This window comes from Pseudomonas lactis (assembly GCF_001439845.1).
Taxonomy (GTDB): Bacteria; Pseudomonadota; Gammaproteobacteria; order Pseudomonadales; family Pseudomonadaceae; genus Aquipseudomonas; species Aquipseudomonas lactis.
The window spans coordinates 67,725-88,069 of the sequence record NZ_JYLO01000021.1 but is presented as its reverse complement, the minus strand read 5'-3'; the positions used below and the strand labels follow the sequence as shown (position 1 = coordinate 88,069).

The following is a 20,345-nucleotide window of genomic DNA, read 5'->3' as shown; positions in this document are numbered from 1 at the left end:
CCTTATTTGAACTTCACTTGCGGCGCTTTATCGGCATCGGCGCTGGTGGCTTCAAACGTGGCGCGGATCGGCAAGTCGCTGTACATCACGCTGTGCCACAGACGGCCTGGGAAAGTGCGGATCTCGGTGTTGTACGCTTGCACGGTCTGGATGAAATCCCGACGGGCCACGGAGATACGGTTCTCCGTACCTTCAAGCTGGGATTGCAAGGCCAGGAAGTTCTGGTTGGCCTTCAGGTCCGGGTAACGCTCGGACACCACCATCAAACGGCTGAGTGCGCCGCTCAGGCCATCCTGGGCTTGCTGGAACTGCTTGAGTTTCTCGGGGTTGTCCAGGGTGCTGGCATCCACCTGGATCGAGGTGGCCTTGGCCCGCGCTTCAATCACCGCGGTGAGGGTTTCCTGTTCGTGGGCGGCATACGCCTTCACCGTTTCCACCAGGTTGGGGATCAGGTCGGCACGGCGCTGGTACTGGTTCTGCACCTGGCCCCAGGCGGCCTTGGCCTGTTCGTCCAGCGTGGGGATGTTGTTGATGCCGCAACCGCTCAGCACGCTGCTGATCAGTAACAGCGCCGCAGCCTTGAAGCCCCAGCGGTAATGTTGTGCTGCTTGCATGGTGTTTCTCCTGCCCGATCTGATGGAATGTGACGACTAACCCTATAAACCACGCGCTTGGGGCATAATCCGCCACCACTGGAATGCTTCGAGCCAATCAGCTACAAAGATGCCCAGCGCGAAAAAGAGTTCAGAGTGTGCTGCATTTATCTGAACAACACCCGAACAACAATAGACGTTCCCCACATTTTGGCCGACAGCATCGCTTTGAATGCTGCGCAGTAGCCGAAAAAGGATATTCATGAAAAAGCTGTGTTTGCTCGGCCTTGTTGCAACGCTGGCCACCCACCCCGTCTGGGCAGAAACAAAGCCTGCTGCGCTTAACGACAAGGACGCCTTTGTCAGCGACCTGCTCAAGCAAATGACCCTGGATGAGAAGATCGGCCAATTGCGCCTGATCAGCATCGGCCCGGAAATGCCCCGCGAGCTGATCCGCAAGGAAATCGCCGCCGGCCGCATCGGTGGCACGTTCAACTCCATCACCCGCCCGGAAAACCGTCCGATGCAGGACGCGGCCATGCGCAGCCGCTTGAAGATCCCGATGTTCTTCGCCTACGACGTGATCCACGGCCACCGCACCATTTTCCCGATCAGCCTGGCCCTGGCCTCCAGCTGGGACATGGACGCCATCGGCCGCTCCGGGCGCATCGCCGCCCAGGAAGCCGCTGCCGACAGCCTCGACATCACCTTTGCGCCGATGGTCGACATCTCCCGCGACCCACGCTGGGGCCGTACCTCCGAAGGTTTCGGTGAAGACACCTACCTGGTGTCACGCATTGCCGAAGTGATGGTCAAGGCGTTCCAGGGCACCAGCCCCGCGAATGCCGACAGCCTCATGGCCAGCGTCAAGCACTTCGCCCTCTATGGCGCGGTGGAAGGCGGGCGCGACTACAACGTGGTCGACATGAGCCCGGTCAAGATGTACCAGGACTACCTGCCGCCCTACCACGCAGCGATCAAGGCTGGCTCCGGCGGCGTGATGGTGGCGCTCAACTCGATCAATGGCGTGCCTGCCACGGCCAACACCTGGCTGATGAACGACCTGCTGCGCAAGGACTGGGGCTTCAAGGGCCTGACCGTCAGCGACCATGGCGCGATCTTCGAGCTGATCAAGCACGGCGTGGCCAAGGACGGGCGTGAAGCCGCCAAGCTGGCGATCAAGGCCGGCATCGACATGAGCATGAACGACTCGCTGTACGGCAAGGAATTGCCGGGGCTGCTCAAGTCCGGCGAAATCCAGCAGAGCGACATCGACAACGCCGTGCGCGAAGTGCTTGGCGCCAAGTACGACATGGGCCTGTTCAAGGACCCGTACCTGCGCATCGGCAAGGCCGAGGATGACCCGGTCGACACCTACGCCGACAGCCGCCTGCACCGGGCCGAGGCCCGCGACATTGCGCGCCGCAGCCTGGTGTTGCTCAAAAATCACAACGACACCCTGCCGCTGAAAAAATCCGCGACCATTGCCCTGGTCGGCCCGCTGGCCAAGGCCCCCATCGACATGATGGGCAGTTGGGCTGCTGCCGGCCGGCCTGCGCAGTCGGTGACCCTGCTCGACGGCATGAACGCCGTGATCGGCGAAAAAGGCAAAGTGATCTATGCCCGTGGCGCCAACATCACCGGCGACAAGGCAGTGCTCGACTACCTCAACTTCCTCAACTTCGATGCCCCGGAAGTGGTGGACGACCCGCGCCCTGCCCAAGTGCTGATTGACGAAGCGGTGAAGGCGGCGAACAACGCCGACGTTATCGTCGCGGCGGTGGGCGAGTCCCGTGGCATGTCCCACGAGTCATCGAGCCGCACCGACCTGAACATCCCGCAAAGCCAGCGCGACTTGATCAAGGCCCTCAAAGCCACCGGCAAGCCGCTGGTGCTGGTGCTGATGAACGGCCGTCCGCTGTCGATTCTGGAAGAAAACCAACAGGCCGATGCGATCCTGGAAACCTGGTTTTCCGGTACCGAAGGCGGCAACGCCATTGCCGATGTACTGTTCGGCGATTACAACCCATCGGGCAAGCTGCCGATCACCTTCCCTCGCTCCGTTGGGCAGATTCCAACCTACTACAACCACCTGACCATCGGCCGGCCATTCACCCCAGGCAAGCCGGGCAACTACACTTCGCAGTACTTCGATGACACCACAGGCCCGCTGTTTCCCTTTGGTTATGGCCTGAGCTATACCCAGTTCAGCCTGTCGGACATGGCGCTGTCGTCCACCACGCTGAACAAGACCGGCAAGCTCGACGCCAGCGTCACGTTGAAGAACACCGGCAAGGTCGATGGCGAAACGGTTGTGCAGTTGTATATCCAGGACGTGGCCGGTTCGATGATCCGCCCGATCAAGGAGCTGAAGAGCTTCCAGAAGGTCATGCTCAAGGCCGGCGAAGCGCGCACGCTGCACTTCACCATTACCGAAGACGACCTGAAGTTCTACAACAGCCAGCTCAAGTACGCGGCCGAACCGGGTGAGTTCAATGTGCAGATCGGGTTGGACTCCCAGGATGTGCAGCAACAAACCTTCGAACTGCTCTGATCTGAAGCTGTAAACACGGTCTGGGTGGGAGCTGCCTTGCCTGCGATAGCGGTGGAATATTCACCACCGCCATCGCAGGCAAGCCAGCTCCCACATTGGACTTGAGGTGAACCGACTAGCCGCGCCGATCCAGCAGGTTCACCACCAACCGATCAATCCAGCCCCACACCCGCTGCTTTACCCGCCGCCACAATGGCCGCGCCTTCCATGCCTCCAGACTCACCGCCTGGCTCTGGGCAAAGTCCGCTTCGAAACTGCCCACCACCGCCGCCGTCAATCCCGGGTCCAGCGCTTCAAGATTGGCTTCCAGGTTAAAGCGCAAATTCCAGTGGTCGAAATTGCAGGAGCCAATGCTCACCCAATCGTCCACCAGCACCATCTTCAGGTGCAGAAAGCACGGCTGGTATTCGAAGATCTGCACCCCTGAACGCAGCAGACGCGGGTAATAACGGTGCCCGGCGTAACGCACCGACGGGTGATCGGTGCGCGGGCCGGTGAGCAACAGACGTACATCCACACCGCGCCCAGCCGCCCGGCGCAAGGCGCGGCGCACGCTCCAGGTGGGCAGGAAGTACGGGGTCGCCAGCCAGATACGCGATTTGCTGCTGTTCAAGGCACGAATCAACGATTGCAGAATGTCGCGGTGCTGACGCGCATCGGCATACGCAACCCGACCCAGTCCCGGCCCGGTGGCGGGCACCTTGGGCAAGCGGGGCAAACCGAAATGGGTCGCCGGTTTCCATTCACGGCGCGCGGCGTTAGCGTGCCATTGCCGGTCGAACAGGGCCTGCCAGTCCAGCACCAGCGGGCCGCTGATCTGCACCATCACTTCATGCCAGTCGGCGGTGTCTTGGCCCGGCGTCCAGAATTCGTCGGTGACGCCCGTACCACCGACCACGGCGACACGCTGATCAATCAGCAGCAACTTGCGGTGGTCGCGATACAGGTTGCGCATCCAGCGCCGCCAATTCAGGCGGTTGTAAAAGCGCAACTCCACACCGGCATCGGTCAAGCGCTTGCGTAGCCCCAGGGTAAACGCCAGGCTGCCGTAATCATCGAACAGGCAACGCACCTGCACGCCGCGTTCGGCGGCCAGCACCAGTGCCTGCACCATGGCCTCGGCGCAGGCCCCGGCTTCGACCAAGTACAACTCAAGGTCAACCTGCTGCTCGGCCCGGGCGATGCCCACCAGCATCTGCGGGAAGAAATTCGGCCCGTCGATCAGCAATTCGAACTGATTGGCGCTGCGCCATGGGAACACTGCGCCGCTCATGTCAGCGCGCCGTGAAGATCAGCACCGCACCCACCGGCACCGACAAACTGATCGACTTGAGCCCCGCCGCCTTGCGCAAGGTCGCCACACCGGGCGCCAGGTCAAAATCCTCGGCATGCAATACCACAGGCTCAAGGGTTACCACTTGGAAGCGTCGATCATCCAGGCGCGTGGCCAGCAGTTCGGCGCTGTAGGTCTGGGTCTTGCCGTGCAGCGTGACGCTCAGGGGCAGGCGCAATTCCAGCTGCGCGCCGGACGCCAGGTCATTGATGGGTTGCAGATTGATCTGCGCACTGATCTGCGCTTCGGGGAAGGTCTTGATCTCGAACAGCGCTTTACGCATGCGCTCGTCGCGCAACGGAATACCGCTGTTGATCGACTCCAACTCCACTTCCAACTGAGCCGCGCCCTTGGCGTCGACCTTGCCATGCAATACCAGGAAGCGCTGGACTTCAGCCACCTCGGTGTTTTTAGTGGTGACGAAGGACAGGCGTGAGGATTCGTTATCCAGGTACCAGTCGGCGTGGGCGGGCACGGCAGCACAGGTCAGCAGCGCGAAGACCAGAGGTTTGACATTGAACATAAAGACTCATGGGGCAAAAAACCTGGGCGAACCTTAAGCGCAATCTCACAACCGGCGCAAATTCAAATGTGGGAGCTGGCTTGCCTGCGATGGCGGTGTATCAGTGAACCATTTCTCGCCTGGCACACCGCCATCGCAGGCAAGCCAGCTCCCACAGGGTTTTGCGGTGTTTTTAATCCAGCGTTCGCTGCACTTCGCACACCGCCTGTTCAAGGCTGCCCATATGCAAATTCAACACTCGCTCCACCGGCGCCTGATGCATTGGCCAATGCAGCGCCATGCTCCCCACCAGGCGGCCATTGGCGCGCACCGGCAGCGCCACCGCCCGGATCAGGAACGGCAAACGCACAGGATATTCCCAATAGCCCTCGGTACGCTGGCCAAAGCCCTGGTGCTGGGTTTGCTCGCATGCGCGATAGTGCTCGTCTGCCGCCACATGATTACGGCCTGCCAGGCGATGTACTTCTTCGGCCGGCAATTGCGTCAAGCAGGCTTTGCCCATCGCGGAATGGAACAGGCTGGCGTACTGGCCGACGATCTGGCAGTTGTTCGGGTACAGCTTGCGCAACACGCTGGGAATCGCACTCTCCATGACCTCCAGGCGCTCGCCATCGAAGCACGACAAGTCCACCACCAGCCCGGTGCGCTCGCTGAGTTCCAGCAACCAGGGCGCGGCGCTCTCCACCACCTGGCGCTTGAAGCGTTGCTGGGTGTCGCCGAACAAGCGTCGGGTACGCAGGCGGTAACGCCGATCACTCAGGCCCCGATAGACCCAGCCCTGCTCCTGCAAGGTCAGCAACATGCGCGACACCGTGGCCTTGGGCAGGCGCGTGAGGTAGTGCAACTCTTCCAGCCCCAGGGCCTGGTGCTCGCCCAGCAATTCGACGATTGCCAGAGCGCGCTCAACCGAGCGTACGGTGCCTGTCTCCATGTTCGATCTCCCTGTTGCCGGTGGATGATCTTTTTTCACAGCAAGATACAGGCCCGTCAGCGCTCAGCGGGTCGTTGCAAGGCACGCCGGTGGCCGGCGTTGTACCCATTGGGTCAGTTGCTCATGGGCGTAGGCCAATTGCAACACGGCCCTGTCGGCCTGGGCCGGGCCAATGATTTGCAGGCCCATGGGCAGGCCCTGGGGGTTGAAGCCCACGGGGATGCTCATGCTCGGCAAACCGGCGAGGGTCGGGCCGATCACCACTTCCATCCAGCGGTGATAAGTGTCCATTTCACGCCCGCCGACGAGGCGTGGCCACGGCTGTTGTGCATCGAAAGGGAACACCTGGGCAGTGGGCAACAGCAGGAAATCGTAACGTTCGAACAGCTTGCCCAAAGCGCGGTACCACTCACTACGATCCACCGACGCCTGGTAAACCTGCTGGGCACTCAAGCCATGGCCACCCTCCACTTCCCATTGAGCCTCGGGCTTGAGCAGTGCGCGTTTTTGCGGGTTAGCGTAGGCCGCGCCGAGGTTGCCGTGCACCAGCCAATGGCGATGAACCAACCAGCAGCGCCACAGGCGCGCCATGGAAAAGTCCGGTTGGCAGCTGTGCACTTCACAGCCCAACCTGGCGAAATCATCCAGCGCCGCTTCGCACAGGCTCATCACGCCCGCGTCCATCGGCAGATAACCGTTGTAGTCCCCCAGCCAACCAAGGCGTGCGCCCTTGAAGTCGCGCTGCAACGGCTGGCCCAGCACCGCCGGATCGGCCTGGGAGGACAGCGGCGCGCGGGGGTCGTAACCGGCCTGGATGCTCAGCAACCGCGCCACATCCGTGACGCTGCGCCCCATCGGGCCTTCGGTGCCCAGTTGCTGCACGAACAGCTCCGGCATCGGCCCGTGGGGCACCCGCCCTTGGGAGGGGCGCAAGCCGAACACGTTGTTGAACGCCGCCGGGTTGCGCAGCGAGCCCATCATGTCACTGCCGTCGGCCACCGGCAGCATACGCAGCGCCAGGGCCACCGCCGCCCCGCCACTGCTGCCGCCGGCTGCAAGGCGCGGGTCATAGGCATTGCCGGTGGTGCCGAACAGCGTGTTGTAGGTGTGGGAGCCCAGGCCGAACTCCGGCACGTTGGTCTTGCCGATGATGATCGCGCCACTGGCCCGCACCCGCGCCACGCTGATGGCGTCTTCGCCCGGCACATGCTCGGCGAACAACGGTGAGCCCAAGGTGGTGCGCAAGCCCTGGGTGGCCGCCAGGTCCTTGATGGCCTGGGGCATGCCATGCATCCAGCCACGGGAGCGGCCCTGGTCCAACTCACGATCGCACGCCCTCGCCTCGGCCAGCACGGCCTCGCTGTCGCGCAACGACACCAGCGCATTCACGCCGGGGTTAAAGCGCTGGATCTGCGCCAGGTACGCCTGCATCACCTCTTCGCACGACACCTGCCGTCCATGAATGGCCCGCGACAGTTCAGTGGCATCCCAATCAACAATACTCAAGGCTTCACCTCTCTGGAAAACGGCAACGGCTTGCTCGCCCGGGGGGCCTCGCGCATGCAGTAAGTGCCCAGCAGCGTCAGCACGCAGGCGAACAATACATAAAACGAGGGCGCCACCGGCGTGCTCAGCACCTTGCTCAGCCAGGTCACGATCAACGGCGCGAAACCTCCGAACACCATCACCGCCACGTTATAGGCCACCGACACGCCGGTCGAGCGCACCTCGATAGGGAACTGTTCGGCCAATGCCGTCGGCGCTGGCCCGAAGAAGCCCCCAATCGCCGTGCACAACATCACCTGCATCACCAGCAGGCGCTCGATGGACGGCGCGGCGGCCACCCACACATACAAGGGGTAGACCATCACGAAGAAGGCCAGGGTGAATGCCATCAATACCGGCCGCCGCCCCAACCGATCCGAGAGCAGGCCGGACAAGGGGATCACCACGGTCATCAACGCCACCGCAAACATCTGCACCATCAACACCTGATCCAGCGGCAGGCCGAGGTTCTTGTGGGCGAAGGTCGGCATGTTCACCAGCACCACATAAAACGACACCGTCGCGCCGCAGGCCAGGCCCATGGACACCAGGATACTGCGCCGATGCTCGCGCAGCACTTGCATGAGGCTCGGCGCGGGGCCGGTGGCTTGCTTGCGCGCTTCGATAAACTCTTCCGGGTCTTCCATGTGCCGACGAATCCACAACCCCACCGGGCCGATCAACAAGCCCAGCACAAACGGCAGGCGCCAGCCCCACAGGTCGAGGGTTTCGGGCGAAAAGAAATGCGTGACCAGCGCCACCATGGCTGCCCCACCGAACACCGCCAGGCATTGCCCCACCAATTGCCAGGAGCCATACAACCCCTTGCGATGGGCCGGTGCACTTTCCACCAGAAATGCCGTAGCACTCGCGTACTCACCGCCGGTAGCAAACCCCTGCAGCATGCGCGCCACCACGATCAGCAACGGCGCGCCCATGCCGATGGCAGCATAGTTCGGCGCGAAGGCGATCAGCGCGATGGACACGGTCATCAACCGGATAATCAACTGCATCGCCGCCTTGCGGCCTTTGCGGTCGGCGTAGATGCCCAAGAGGATGCCGCCCACCGGGCGCATGAAAAAGCCCACGCCGAAGGTGGCCAGCGCCATCAGCAGCGAGGCGTATTCGTCCTCCGAGGGGAAGAACTGACGAGCGATAGTGCTAGCCAGGAAACCGTAAACGATGAAGTCATACCATTCCAACGCGTTGCCGATCACCGCCGCCACCACTTGGCGGGTGCGGGAAACGCCGGGCTTTAAAGTCTGCATGAGGAACACTCCATTCAACCGATCAGGGAAAGGGTCCAGCGGCAGAAAAAGGCGTTACTGTAGGAGCGAGCTTGCTCGCGAAAAACGCGCAGGCAACACGGGCTACCTCAAAGCGCTGCGTCAGCGTTGACGATTTTCGCGAGCAAGCTCGCTCCTACAAGGGTTTGGGTTAGCCGGCCGGCTTGAGCCAGCTCTCGGCCAGCGCGCCCCAATAGGCGGCGCCGGTCAGCAGGATGTCGTCGTTGAAGTCATAGGCGGGGTTGTGCACCATCGGCCGCGACACGCCGTTGCCGATAAACAAGTAACTGCCGGGGCAGCGTTGCAGCATCCAGGCGAAGTCTTCGCTGCCCATCAGCGTGCGGGTGTTGCCGTCCACCGCATCGGCGCCGAGCAAGGCCACACCGACCTGGCGGGCGAATTCGGTTTCTTCGGCATGGTTGACCAGCACCGGGTAAGCCGGGCGGTGTTCGACCTGCACGGTGCAGCCGAAGCTGGCGGCCTGGGTCTGGATGATCGCGTTGACCCGTTCCAGCATCTGTTCGCGTACCTTGGGGTTAAGTGCGCGCAGGCTCAGGCGCAGCAGGGCTTGCTGGGGAATCACGTTGGCGGCTTGCCCTGCTTGAAGGGCGCCGACCGTGACGACAGCGGCTTCCTGGGTGTCGATATTGCGCGCCACCACCGTTTGCAAGGCCATGACCATACTGGCGGCAGCCACCAGTGGATCGACGGTAAGGTGCGGCATAGAGCCGTGGCCACCGACGCCTTCGAGGGTCACGGTGAGCAGGTCCTGGGAGGCCATCATCGGCCCCCCCCTCAAGCCCAGATGCCCAGCCGGCAAGCCCGGCATATTGTGCATGCCGAACAGCGCCTCACAGGGGAAACGCTCCAGCAAACCGTCCGCCAACATCGCCTCGGCGCCGCCCTGGCCTTCTTCGGCGGGTTGGAAAATCAGGTTCAAGGTGCCGTGAAACTGCCGCGTCGCCGCCAAGTAACGCGCGGCGCCGAGCAACATGGTGGTGTGGCCGTCATGCCCGCAGGCGTGCATGCAGCCGGCATGCTGGCTGGTATAGGCCGCACCGGTGTTTTCGATGATGGGCAAGGCGTCCATGTCGGCGCGAATGCCCAACGTGCGCGAGCTGTTGCCATTGCGCAGCACGCCGACCACACCGGTCTTGCCGATGCCGGTGTGCACCTCATAGCCCCACTCCTTGAGTGACTGTGAGACCAGCGCTGAGGTGCGATTCTCTTCAAAGCCGAGTTCGGGATGGGCGTGGATATCGTGACGCACAGCGTGCAAGTCGCTGGCAACGTCGCTGAGCCAATCCAGAATGTGCTGGTGCGGGCGCATGGTGATTCTCCTCACAGGCGGGTGGTCCCGTTCTTGTTTGCAACACATCGACAGCTAAGCGCGATGTGCGCGTGAGGACAATCAAAGGTGGTTCCACTCTGGGGAACATCAGGGCCGAGCTTTTTTCCGTGAGCCCACACACATCCATAGATGGGAGCTGGCTTGCCTACGATGGCCATAGGTATCTACACAACTTTGGTGCGACGCTGGTCCTGTGGCGAGGGAGCTTGCTCCCGTGACGGAGTGACAGATGACGCAGATCTAGCTGACGCACCGCGATCCAAATGTGGGAGCTGGCTTGCCTGCGATGGCGGCCTGCCAGCCGACACCTATCTACCTGACACCCCGCGATCCAACTGTGAGCGGGCTTGCTCGCGAAGGCGGCCTGACAGGCGACACTGTTATACCGAGTACATATCCATTTCTGCGGTAACGGCCACTTAGGGTTCCGCCCTGACGGCGGCTCACTTTGCAAAAGCGGCAAAGTAAGCAAAACGCTCTTGCCCCACCACTCGGCACCTCGCTTTGGCTCGGTGTGCCCGAACGCAGGCTTGAATCCGTGGGCCGCCGCCGAATTCAAGCCTGTGTTCGGCCAGCGTGGTTTGACGGGGCGCCTAAGATCAAGAGCAAAAGCAGAGCAAGATCAACAGCGGCTCGCTCCGCATCGTGGTTAGCGTCTGCTGCTACAGCCCAGAAAGTTGTGTAGATACCTTTGCTGCGATGGCGGAGTGTCAGCTAAACAGTTGTAACTGCCCCACCGCTACCGGGAGCAAGCTCCCTCGCCACAACAGCTATTTGCCACCGGTTGCGAGGGCGCGTGCATAGGGTTAATCTCTGCGGCGTCGCTGCTCATCAGCGACCGGGCGTGGAATCCCGAGAAAGAAGCTCATTTTGGTTGTACCAAAGGAGCAAGCTTATGCCGTACGAAATACCCTCAGCCGAAACCATCGGCGCTGCCACCTTCGCAGATTGCGGAGAAAACAAAAGCCACCTGAAACTGTTCCGCGTCAACGCCGGGGTTCCGCTTGTGGAAGCCCTCGAACACGCCTCCCACGTGCTCTACTACGCCAAAATGCTCGCGCTTGAAGCGGCCATGGACCCCAAGGCGGAAAAGTTTGCGTTTGCCTCGCATTATCTGGGTGAGATGGGTAAGGCGATCATTGATGACTTGCTGCTGGCGATGCAGCCTGGCAGTCAAACCCTGCTGTAAGTAGTACGCGCCCGGTGCACCGCATCGGGCGCTTGTCTGTATCTCTCTCAATTGCCCATGATCAGCACAAATACGATGTGGGAGCTGGCTTGCCTGCGATGACGGCGGCACAGGCACTCGTGATGTTGACTGACCTGCCGCTATCGCAGGCAAGCCAGCTCCCACAGGGGAATTTGGGTGTGTCAGGGGTTAAGGCGGCAGCCTTGGCGGTTGCCTATCCATCGCGCTGTATGCGTACGCCCCAACCCACTCGCTGTCACTTCACTGCGCTCAGGCGTGTCGATAAACGCACTGATGGGCACGTACTGCTTCACATACCCCAGGCAATACTCCGCAGGGTTGTTCGCCACATACCGACACGAGCAATACTCCTTGGCGGTGTACGCCGCGATGATGTCGGGGAAGGCTTGCAGGTTGACGCGTTCATGCCAAACCCAGCCCAAGAGTGCGATAAATAACACCAGTAAAACGCTGATAAATGGATGACGACGAATCATGAGCGCACCGCCGCCAGCACGCGTTTGAGCAGTTCGTTATGCCGGTAACGGCCATCCCGATCATCGCCGTAGCGCACGATCACCAGGTGTTCGTCGGGCAGCACGTACAGCGCCTGGCCCCAGTGCCCCAGCGCGGCGAAGGTGGTGGCCGGTGCGTCGGGCCAGGGTTGGGGGGCGCCGGTGTTGAGCCACCAATGGCCGCCCGGCACGGCTTCATCCTGGCCGGCTTTGTAGTGGTCGAAGGGCCTGCGATTAAAGGCGACCCAGTCCTTGGGCAGCAGTTGCCGCTCGCCCCAGCGTCCATCCCGCGCCATCAGCAGTCCGACCCGTGCCAGATCGCGGGCCGTGAGGTAGGCATAGGACGACGCGACAAACGTCTCATCGGCATCGGTTTCCCAGGTTGCGTCGCGAATGCCCAGGGGCTGGAACAGCGCGTCCCACGGGTAGGTCATGTAGGCCTTGTGGCCGAGCATGCCCTTGAGCGCAGCGGAGAGGATATTGCTGTCGCCACTGGAATAACGGAAAGCCTGGCCAGGGGCGGCGGCGGCTTCGGTATCCGCTGCGAATTGCGCCATGTCCGTGTGGCCACGGGTGTAAAGCATCGCCACCACCGAAGATTTCAACGGGGCGTACTCGTAGTCTTCCTGCCAATCCAACCCCGAGGCCCAGTGCAGCAGGTCGGCCATGCTCACCTTGGGGTGCTGCTTCATCGGCGGGTAGAAACGTGCGGCGGCGTCGCTGAGTTTGAAGCGGCCTTGCCCATAGGCCACGCCCAGCACGGTAGCCATCAGGCTTTTGCTGACGGACCAGGTGAGGTGCGGTGTGCTCACAGTGGTGGGCGCGGCGTAGCGTTCATAAATGATTTCGCCGTCGCGAATGACCAACAACGCATCGGTGCGAATACCGGTGCGGGTGGCATCGTCGCGGGTTGGGAAAGCGTAGGCGTCCAGGGCATCGACAGCGGGGCCGGCGAGGGCTGTGCCCAGGGCCCACTCCTTATCAGGCCAGATTTCAGCGCGAGCATTCACGGTGACAAACAGCAGGGCAACGCACAACAGGCCTCGGACCATGGACGCAAACTCAAGGAGGGCATTCAAGCCCGCGAGCCTAGCTCACGCCAGTGACAGATTTGCGACAAGGGGGCTGTCATCCAACCGTCACCGTAACTTCATGGAGCTGACACCGAGGCTACATAGCCTGACTTTGGACAACAAAGTCGACTGGCCGCAACCTGGCCGGCACCCGGAGACTCGCTATGACTCAGATCGCCCGCATCAGCGACAAAGGCAATGAACGCCGTCTGCAAGCCGAACGCCTGGTAGGCGCACAGGCATTGCAGGAAGCCCAGGCCCTGCGGTTCAACGTATTCAGCGGCGAATTCAACGCCAAGCTGAAAGGCGCGGAACTGGGTCTGGACATGGATGACTATGATGTTCACTGCAGCCATATCGGCGTGCGGGATTTGAACAGCGGTCGACTCGTCGCCACCACCCGCCTGCTCGACCACCAGGCCGCCAGCACCCTGGGCCGGTTCTACAGCGAAGAAGAATTCAGCCTGCACGGCCTGCTGCACTTGCAGGGCCCGATCCTGGAGATTGGCCGCACCTGCGTCGACCCGGCCTACCGCAATGGCGGCACCATCGCGGTGCTGTGGGGCGAGTTGGCCGAGGTGCTCAACCAGGGTGGCTACAGCTACCTGATGGGCTGCGCAAGCATCCCGATGCACGACGGCGGCATCCAGGCCCACGCGATTATGCAGCGCTTGCGCGAGCGCTACCTGTGCAACGAACACCTGCGCGCCGAACCAAAAAAACCGCTGCCGGCCCTGGACCTGCCGTCCAACGTCATCGCCGAAATGCCGCCGCTGCTCAAGGCCTACATGCGCCTGGGCGCGAAGATCTGCGGCGAGCCGTGCTGGGATGAAGACTTCCAGGTGGCCGACGTGTTTATCCTGCTCAAGCGCGACGAGTTGTGCCCGCGCTACGCGCGCCACTTCAAGGCGGCCATGTGATGAACCGCCTGCGCATTTACGGGCGCATCGCCCGCGTGCTGTTGGTGGTGGGGCTGGGGTTGAGCATGGCCAGTGTGTTCGGCCTGTTCGAGCGCCTGGGCGTGGCTAACTCGATGGTGCGGCGCCAGCGTTGGTCACGCTTCTTTATGGCGCGACTGACCAACGCCCTGCCCTTTCGTGTGACGGTGCACGGCGAGTTGCCGCAAACGCCGATGCTGTGGGTGAGCAATCACGTGTCCTGGACGGACATCCCGTTGCTGGGCATGGTGGCGCCGATGTCGTTTTTGTCCAAGGCCGAGGTGCGTACCTGGCCGGTGGCGGGCTGGTTGGCGGCCAAGGCGGGCAGCCTGTTTATTCGTCGCGGTTCAGGTGACAGCCAACTGATTCGCAAGCAGATGACCCGTCATCTGGAGCAACAGCACCCCTTGCTGATGTTCCCCGAAGGCACCACCACCGACGGTCGCGGCCTGCGCACGTTCCACGGGCGCTTGCTGGCCAGCGCGATCGATGCGGATGTGTCACTGCAGCCGGTAGCGATTCGGTATCTGCGCGACGGCCAGGTCGACCCGCTGGCGCCCTTTATTGGCGATGATGATTTGCTCTCGCACCTGATGCGCTTGTTTTCCAATGACCGCGGCGATGTGGAGATTCATGTGCTCAAGCCGATTGCCTGCGCCGGGCAGGAACGTGCGGCATTGGCGTATCAGGCGCAGCAGGCGGTGCAGAAGGCGTTGTTTGGGCCGGTGCCGGAAGCTGAGCAAGTGTCTGCTCGGCCTGCATTCGCAGCCTGAAGCAATGTGAACACCATCCAAATGTGGGAGCTGGCTTGCCTGCGATGGCGGTGGGTCAGCCACAGCATTCTCAACAGGTAGGCCGCTATCGCAGGCAAGCCAGCTCCCACATTCAGATCTCATGTAGTCAGTTGAGATTGTGCAAACTTCTGCAACTCTGGGTAGAACAGTCGAAAATCCTCACTCAACGGCTCATACAAAACCCGCAACTCCTGCATCGCATACCCTAACTCTTCAGGCTGTGTCAGCCGCCGCGAAATCCCCCGCAGCACCTGGTCCATCACCGCAAACTCGCGGTACGAGCCCAACCAATCATCGGCTGCCATATAGGGTGCGATCTGCGCCAGCCGCCCCGGCAACGCGGGTTCGGCCGCCAACACCCGATACACGTGGGACGTAAAACGCTCCAGGGGCTGGTCGGCATACAGCGCCCAATCGCGCGCCAGGCAATGGTCAAAAAACACATCAAGGACGATCCCGGCATAGCGCCTGCGGGTCTGGCTGAAACGCGACAACGCCTCCCCCACCAAGGGGTGGCTGTCGGTGAACCGGTCGATGGAGCGATGCAGCTGGATCGCCGCTTCGATTTGCGGGCTGAACTGGCCCTGCAGGCGGCCTTTGACGAAGTCGCCATAGAGGCTGCCCAGCAATTGCGCCGGAAGTTGGCCGCCCAGGTGCAGATGTGCGAGATAATTCATGCCGCGCAGTCTACCACTGCCACCTACATATCGTTATAACCCGATATACAGATTCGCTTTGACCTCAGATCAAAATCATATTGGTATATCGGGATATGACGATTTAAAGTTCGCCTCATCGCGATATAACGCTTTACGACACCGAGCACCCTGCCATGTCCATCGACCTCGACGAAATAATAAAAGCCGTGGCGCACCCAGTACGACGAGACATCCTCACCTGGCTCAAAGACCCGAAAGTCCAGTTCCCCGCGCAATTACACAACCACGAATACGGCATCTGCGCCGGGCAGATCGACCAGCGCTGCGGCTTGTCCCAGTCGACCGTGTCGGCCCACCTGGCCACCTTGCAACGGGCGGGGTTGATCAGCAGCCAGAAGGCCGGGCAGTGGCACTTTTTCAAGCGCAACGAGGAAGTGATCCAAGCCTTTCTCACGGCGCTCATCACCGAACTCAGCGCACCGTAATCACCAAGGACACGCCCCATGCCCCTCTCGCTACTCATACTGGCCCTGAGCGCCTTCGCCATCGGCACCACCGAGTTCGTCATCATGGGCTTGCTGCCCGATGTGGCGGCGGACCTGGGTGTGTCGATTCCCGGCGCCGGCTGGCTGGTGACCGGCTACGCCCTGGGCGTGGCCATCGGCGCACCGTTCATGGCACTGGCCACCGCCAAGCTGCCACGCAAGGCGGCGCTGGTAGCGTTGATGGGTATTTTCATTATCGGCAACCTGCTCTGTGCCCTGGCAAGCGACTACAACGTGCTGATGTTTGCTCGTGTGGTCACGGCGTTGTGTCACGGTGCCTTCTTCGGGATTGGTTCAGTGGTGGCGGCCAACCTGGTGCCGGCCAACAAACGTGCGTCGGCGGTGGCGCTGATGTTCACCGGGTTGACCCTGGCGAACGTGCTGGGCGTACCCCTGGGTACGGCGCTGGGCCAGGAAGCCGGCTGGCGCTCGACCTTCTGGGCCGTGACCGTGATTGGCGTGATCGCCTTGATCGGCCTGATTCGCTTCTTGCCCGCCAAGCGTGACGAAGAAAAACTCGATATGCGCGCTGAACTGGCCGCCCTCAAGGGTGCCGGTATCTGGTTGTCACTGAGCATGACCGCGCTGTTTGCCGCGTCCATGTTCACCCTCTTTACCTACGTCGCACCGCTGCTCGGCGATGTCACCGGCGTGTCGCCCAAGGGTGTGACCTGGACCCTGCTGCTGATCGGCCTGGGCCTCACCGTGGGCAACATCATCGGCGGCAAGCTGGCGGACAAACGCCTGGCGGCCACCCTGATCGGCGTGTTCATCAGCATGGCGGTGGTGTCCACGGTGCTGAGCTGGACCAGCATTGCGGTGATACCGACTGAAATCACCCTGTTCCTGTGGGCCACTGCCTCGTTCGCCGCCGTGCCGGCGCTGCAAATCAACGTGGTGACCTTCGGCAAGGCCGCGCCGAACCTGGTGTCCACCTTGAACATCGGCGCCTTCAACATTGGCAACGCCCTCGGCGCCTGGGTCGGCGGCAGCGTGATTGCCCACGGCTTCGGCCTGACCAGCGTGCCGCTGGCCGCCGCGGCGCTGGCGATTCTCGCGCTGCTGGTGACGCTGATCACTTTCCGTCAGGGCGGCAATGCCGACCTGGCCCCCGCGACCCACTGATCAACTTAAAGAGAAGGTGTTTTTTCCATGACGACTATTTTCGATCCGATCACACTGGGCGATGTGCACCTGTCGAACCGCATCATCATGGCGCCGCTGACCCGCTGCCGCGCGGATGCCGGGCGCGTGCCCAATGCGCTGATGGCCGAGTACTACGTGCAACGCGCCTCCGCCGGGCTGATCCTCAGCGAAGCCACTTCCGTGACGCCGATGGGCGTGGGCTACCCGGACACCCCCGGCATCTGGTCCAACGACCAGGTGCGCGGCTGGGCCAACATCACCAAGGCCGTGCATGGCGCGGGCGGCAAGATCTTCCTGCAACTGTGGCACGTCGGCCGCATTTCCCACGAGTCCTACCTGAACGGCGAAACCCCGGTGGCGCCGAGTGCGGTCCAAGCCAAAGGCCACGTCAGCCTGGTTCGCCCCCTGGCCGACTACCCTACCCCGCGCGCCCTGGAAACCGCTGAAATCGCCGACATCGTCGACGCTTACCGCACCGGCGCCGAGAACGCCAAGGCTGCCGGTTTCGACGGCGTGGAAATCCACGGCGCCAACGGCTACCTGCTCGACCAGTTCCTGCAAAGCAGCACCAACCAGCGCACCGACCAGTACGGTGGCTCCCTGGAAAACCGTGCGCGCCTGTTGCTGGAAGTCACCGACGCCGCCATCGAAGTCTGGGGCGCCGGCCGCGTAGGCGTGCACCTGGCACCGCGTGCTGATGCTCATGACATGGGCGACGACAACCTCGCCGAGACCTTCACCTACGTCGCCAGCGAACTGGGCAAGCGCAGCATCGCGTTCATCTGCTCGCGCGAAAAAGAAGGCGCAGACAGCCTTGGCCCACAGCTGAAAAAAGCCTTCGGCGGTGCGTACATCGCCAACGAACGCTTCACCAAAGACAGCGCCAATGCCTGGCTGGCGGCGGGCAAGGCGGACGCAGTGGCCTTCGGTATTCCTTTCATCGCCAACCCGGATCTGCCGGCGCGACTGAAGGCTGATGCACCGTTGAACGAGCCGCACCCGGAAACCTTCTATGGCAAAGGCCCGGTGGGTTATATCGACTACCCGACGCTGCCGATCTAACGTAACCCGCAAACCCAATACTGTAGGAGCGAGCAAGCTCGCTCCTACAGTGTCAGGGGCAAGTCTCCCTCCCACATTTGTGCCCCCTGGAAACATCGCTTCACAGAACGGCAACAATATCGCTACAAAATACTTAGCCGGCTACCTATCAACCGCCCGCCATGCCGTATATAAAGTCATCCCACAAATCAGGCAGAAGGACGATTGACCGTCTTTAGGCTTTACTGTTGACACAACGGGTTGCAATTACGCATTTTGTTTCAATTGCGCAGGCTGGGGCTCAGGCGCAGCATGTCCAGCCCTATATCAGCCCAGCGCTCGGCGTCCTGATGCAGTTCAAAGCTATCGGGGACCAGCAGCCACTGGCCGATCAAACCGTGGATAAAGGCATGTATGCAGACAGCCCCACGGGTGGTGTCGAGATTTTCAGGCAGTTGCCCGCGATTGACCGCGTTACGCAACGTCAGGCTGATACGCAGGTTGCATTCCAGGCTGTGGGTCTGGCGCTGGCGGCGCATGTCGCACATTTCATCGGTGAACTCGCACTTATGAAACAGAATCTCGTTGATGCGCCGGGTTTTCGGGTCCAGGGCCACTTCATGGTAGAGATGAATCAGCAGCTTGCGCATACAGCCCAGCGGGTCGACTTCATCCTCGCTTTCACTCGCCCGGGCCAATTCGTCCAGAGGTTCGTGCAGCGTGTCGAGCAAGGCCTGGAGCAAATCGGACTTATTGCTGAAATGCCAATAGATAGCCCCGCGCGTCACGCCCGCCAGCGCGGCGATATCCGCCAGGGTGGTACGCGCCACGCCACGCTCATAAAAGGCTTGCTCGGCGGCTTGGAGAATCTGGTTGCGCGTTTCCTGAGCTTCCTCTTTGGTGCGACGAACCATGGCAGTAAAACCTCAATCGGGACACTGTGGACGGTACTTGACCGTCATCTGAATAATTGTGGGACGACGCCGTCATGGGCGCCGAACGTACTAGAATCGAGGCTTGCGGCAGTGCTTTGTCAACATTGCGCGAAGCCTGTCAAGAGTTTACAAACAACCATGAACGTAAGTATATTGCGTAGCAAGCTACTTATCCACTCACGGCTTGTTTTTTACCCTTCCACACTTCTTGTGCGCACTCTGCGCGCCTGACCCGAGGATCTTCATGCAACTTAAGCCAGCTGTTACCGCTCTGGTCACTGCCGTCGCCCTGGCATCGCTGCTCAGCGGATGTAAAAAGGAAGAAGCGGCACCGCCCGCTCAAACCCCTCAGGTCGGCGTGGTCACCATTCAACCGCAAGCCTATACCCTGACCACCGAGCTGCCAGGCCGCACCACGGCCTTTCGCATCGCGGAAGTCCGGCCTCAGGTCAACGGCATCATTCTCAAGCGCCTGTTCAAGGAAGGCGCCGACGTGAAGGAAGGGCAACAGCTCTACCAGATCGACCCGTCGGTGTATGAGGCCACCCTGAAAAGCGCACAAGCCAGCCTGTCCCAGACCAAGTCCATCAGCGACCGCTACAAGCAGTTGGTCGATGAACAGGCCGTCAGCCGTCAGGAATACGACACTGCCGTCGCCAACCGCATGACCGCCGAAGCAAACGTTCAAACCGCCCAGATCAACGTGCGCTACACCAAAGTGTTTGCGCCGATCTCCGGGCGTATTGGTCGTTCTTCGGTGACCGAAGGCGCACTGGTCAGCAATGGCCAGGCCGATGCCATGGCCGTGATTCAGCAACTGGACCCGATCTACGTCGACGTCACGCAGTCCTCGGCTGAAATGCTGAAACTGCGCCGCGACCTGGAAAGCGGCCAGCTGGAGAAGGCCGGCGAAAACGCCGCCAAGGTCAAGCTGACCCTGGAAGACGGCACGGCCTACGCCCAGGACGGCAAGCTCGAGTTCTCCGAAGTGTCGGTCGACCAGACCACCGGTTCCGTGACCCTGCGTGCCGTGTTCCCCAACCCTGACCACGTGCTGCTGCCGGGCATGTTCGTACACGCCCAGTTGCTGGCCGGTGTGAACAGCAAGGCCATCCTGGCTCCGCAACAAGGCGTGACCCGTGACCTGCGCGGCATTCCGACGGCGCTGATCGTGAACAAGGACAACAAGGTCGAGCAACGTGAACTGGTTGCCAACCGTACCGCCGGTGCCTACTGGCTGGTGGAAAAAGGCCTCAATGCCGGTGATCGCGTCATCACCGAAGGCTTGCAGTACGTCAAGCCAGGCGCCGAGGTGAAGGTCACGGAAGCCTCCAACGCTAAACCCGCCGGTACTGCCGCAGCGCCTGCTGCCGCTGCTGGTCAAGGGGAGTAAT

At 61.7% G+C, this 20,345-nt stretch carries 19 protein-coding genes; 8 read left to right on the top strand and 11 right to left on the bottom strand.

The genetic code is table 11. From position 1 onward, the window contains the following. Positions 1-2: 2 nt before the first annotated feature. Positions 3-614, bottom strand: a complete 612-nt coding sequence (locus tag TX24_RS28290; protein ID WP_057711910.1) for a LemA family protein — start codon at positions 612-614, stop codon at positions 3-5. A gap of 241 nt (positions 615-855) precedes the next feature. On the opposite strand from TX24_RS28290, the gene bglX reads away from it, so the two are divergent. Beyond that, on the top strand, positions 856-3,147 hold the full coding sequence (gene bglX, locus TX24_RS28285) for a beta-glucosidase BglX (RefSeq protein WP_003189369.1): 2,292 nt from the start codon (positions 856-858) through the stop codon (positions 3,145-3,147). A 115-nt stretch (positions 3,148-3,262) separates the two neighbouring features. Here the strand turns inward: bglX and TX24_RS28280 are convergent, their stop codons facing one another. From TX24_RS28280 to TX24_RS28255, 6 genes are all read right to left on the bottom strand, one after another. Then, positions 3,263-4,420 (bottom strand): phospholipase D-like domain-containing protein, encoded by a 1,158-nt coding sequence (locus tag TX24_RS28280; RefSeq protein ID WP_057711909.1) that lies wholly within the window; start codon positions 4,418-4,420, stop codon positions 3,263-3,265. A 1-nt stretch (position 4,421) separates the two neighbouring features. After that, positions 4,422-5,003 carry a YceI family protein gene (locus TX24_RS28275; RefSeq protein ID WP_057711908.1) on the bottom strand — a complete coding sequence of 194 codons (582 nt, stop codon included), beginning with the start codon at positions 5,001-5,003 and terminating at the stop codon, positions 4,422-4,424. 172 nt (positions 5,004-5,175) lie between these two features. Then, positions 5,176-5,934 (bottom strand): helix-turn-helix domain-containing protein, encoded by a 759-nt coding sequence (locus tag TX24_RS28270; RefSeq protein WP_057711907.1) that lies wholly within the window; start codon positions 5,932-5,934, stop codon positions 5,176-5,178. A 63-nt stretch (positions 5,935-5,997) separates the two neighbouring features. Further along, positions 5,998-7,440, bottom strand: a complete 1,443-nt coding sequence (locus TX24_RS28265; protein ID WP_057711906.1) for an amidase — start codon at positions 7,438-7,440, stop codon at positions 5,998-6,000. Further along, the gene (locus TX24_RS28260; RefSeq protein WP_057711905.1) at positions 7,437-8,747 is read right to left on the bottom strand and encodes a citrate-proton symporter; all 1,311 of its coding nucleotides are present in this window, start codon (positions 8,745-8,747) and stop codon (positions 7,437-7,439) included. Before TX24_RS28260 ends, TX24_RS28265 begins: the two co-directional genes overlap by 4 nt. A gap of 169 nt (positions 8,748-8,916) precedes the next feature. After that, entirely contained in the window at positions 8,917-10,095 is a 1,179-nt protein-coding gene (locus tag TX24_RS28255; RefSeq protein WP_057711904.1) for a M20 aminoacylase family protein, read from the bottom strand. 916 nt (positions 10,096-11,011) lie between these two features. On the opposite strand from TX24_RS28255, the gene TX24_RS28250 reads away from it, so the two are divergent. Next, complete coding sequence (locus TX24_RS28250; protein ID WP_003189358.1) at positions 11,012-11,305, top strand: DUF3077 domain-containing protein; 294 nt, start codon at positions 11,012-11,014, stop codon at positions 11,303-11,305. A 182-nt stretch (positions 11,306-11,487) separates the two neighbouring features. Here TX24_RS28250 and TX24_RS28245 read toward each other — a convergent pair whose 3' ends face one another. Continuing rightward, on the bottom strand, positions 11,488-11,802 hold the full coding sequence (locus TX24_RS28245; RefSeq protein ID WP_057711903.1) for a hypothetical protein: 315 nt from the start codon (positions 11,800-11,802) through the stop codon (positions 11,488-11,490). Beyond that, positions 11,799-12,872 (bottom strand): serine hydrolase domain-containing protein, encoded by a 1,074-nt coding sequence (locus tag TX24_RS28240; protein ID WP_057711902.1) that lies wholly within the window; start codon positions 12,870-12,872, stop codon positions 11,799-11,801. The genes TX24_RS28245 and TX24_RS28240 overlap by 4 nt, the downstream gene beginning before the upstream one ends. 185 nt (positions 12,873-13,057) lie before the next feature. Between TX24_RS28240 and olsB the strand changes: the two genes are divergently transcribed. Both olsB and TX24_RS28230 read left to right on the top strand, forming a co-directional pair. Continuing rightward, the gene (olsB, locus tag TX24_RS28235; RefSeq protein WP_003189352.1) at positions 13,058-13,813 is read left to right on the top strand and encodes an L-ornithine N(alpha)-acyltransferase; all 756 of its coding nucleotides are present in this window, start codon (positions 13,058-13,060) and stop codon (positions 13,811-13,813) included. Next, entirely contained in the window at positions 13,813-14,604 is a 792-nt protein-coding gene (locus TX24_RS28230; protein WP_057711901.1) for a lysophospholipid acyltransferase family protein, read from the top strand. Before olsB ends, TX24_RS28230 begins: the two co-directional genes overlap by 1 nt. 119 nt (positions 14,605-14,723) lie before the next feature. Here TX24_RS28230 and TX24_RS28225 read toward each other — a convergent pair whose 3' ends face one another. Beyond that, the gene (locus TX24_RS28225; protein ID WP_057711900.1) at positions 14,724-15,302 is read right to left on the bottom strand and encodes an acyl carrier protein phosphodiesterase; all 579 of its coding nucleotides are present in this window, start codon (positions 15,300-15,302) and stop codon (positions 14,724-14,726) included. A gap of 155 nt (positions 15,303-15,457) precedes the next feature. Between TX24_RS28225 and TX24_RS28220 the strand changes: the two genes are divergently transcribed. Genes TX24_RS28220 through TX24_RS28210 form a run of 3 tightly spaced genes read left to right on the top strand, consistent with a single transcriptional unit; the run spans position 15,458 to position 18,037 of the window. Then, positions 15,458-15,769, top strand: coding sequence for an ArsR/SmtB family transcription factor (locus TX24_RS28220; protein WP_057711899.1), 312 nt, complete (start codon positions 15,458-15,460; stop codon positions 15,767-15,769). 18 nt (positions 15,770-15,787) lie between these two features. Further along, entirely contained in the window at positions 15,788-16,954 is a 1,167-nt protein-coding gene (locus tag TX24_RS28215) for an MFS transporter (protein ID WP_003189348.1), read from the top strand. Positions 16,955-16,981: 27 nt separating this feature from the next. Further along, positions 16,982-18,037, top strand: a complete 1,056-nt coding sequence (locus TX24_RS28210) for an alkene reductase (RefSeq protein WP_057711898.1) — start codon at positions 16,982-16,984, stop codon at positions 18,035-18,037. 260 nt (positions 18,038-18,297) lie between these two features. On the opposite strand, the gene TX24_RS28205 is transcribed toward TX24_RS28210, so the two are convergent. Then, on the bottom strand, positions 18,298-18,930 hold the full coding sequence (locus tag TX24_RS28205) for a TetR family transcriptional regulator (protein WP_003189343.1): 633 nt from the start codon (positions 18,928-18,930) through the stop codon (positions 18,298-18,300). 265 nt (positions 18,931-19,195) lie between these two features. Here TX24_RS28205 and TX24_RS28200 point away from each other — a divergent pair, with 265 nt between their 5' ends. Next, a complete protein-coding gene (locus TX24_RS28200; RefSeq protein WP_034134944.1) occupies positions 19,196-20,344 on the top strand; it encodes an efflux RND transporter periplasmic adaptor subunit in 1,149 nt (382 codons plus the stop codon). Position 20,345 lies beyond the last annotated feature (1 nt).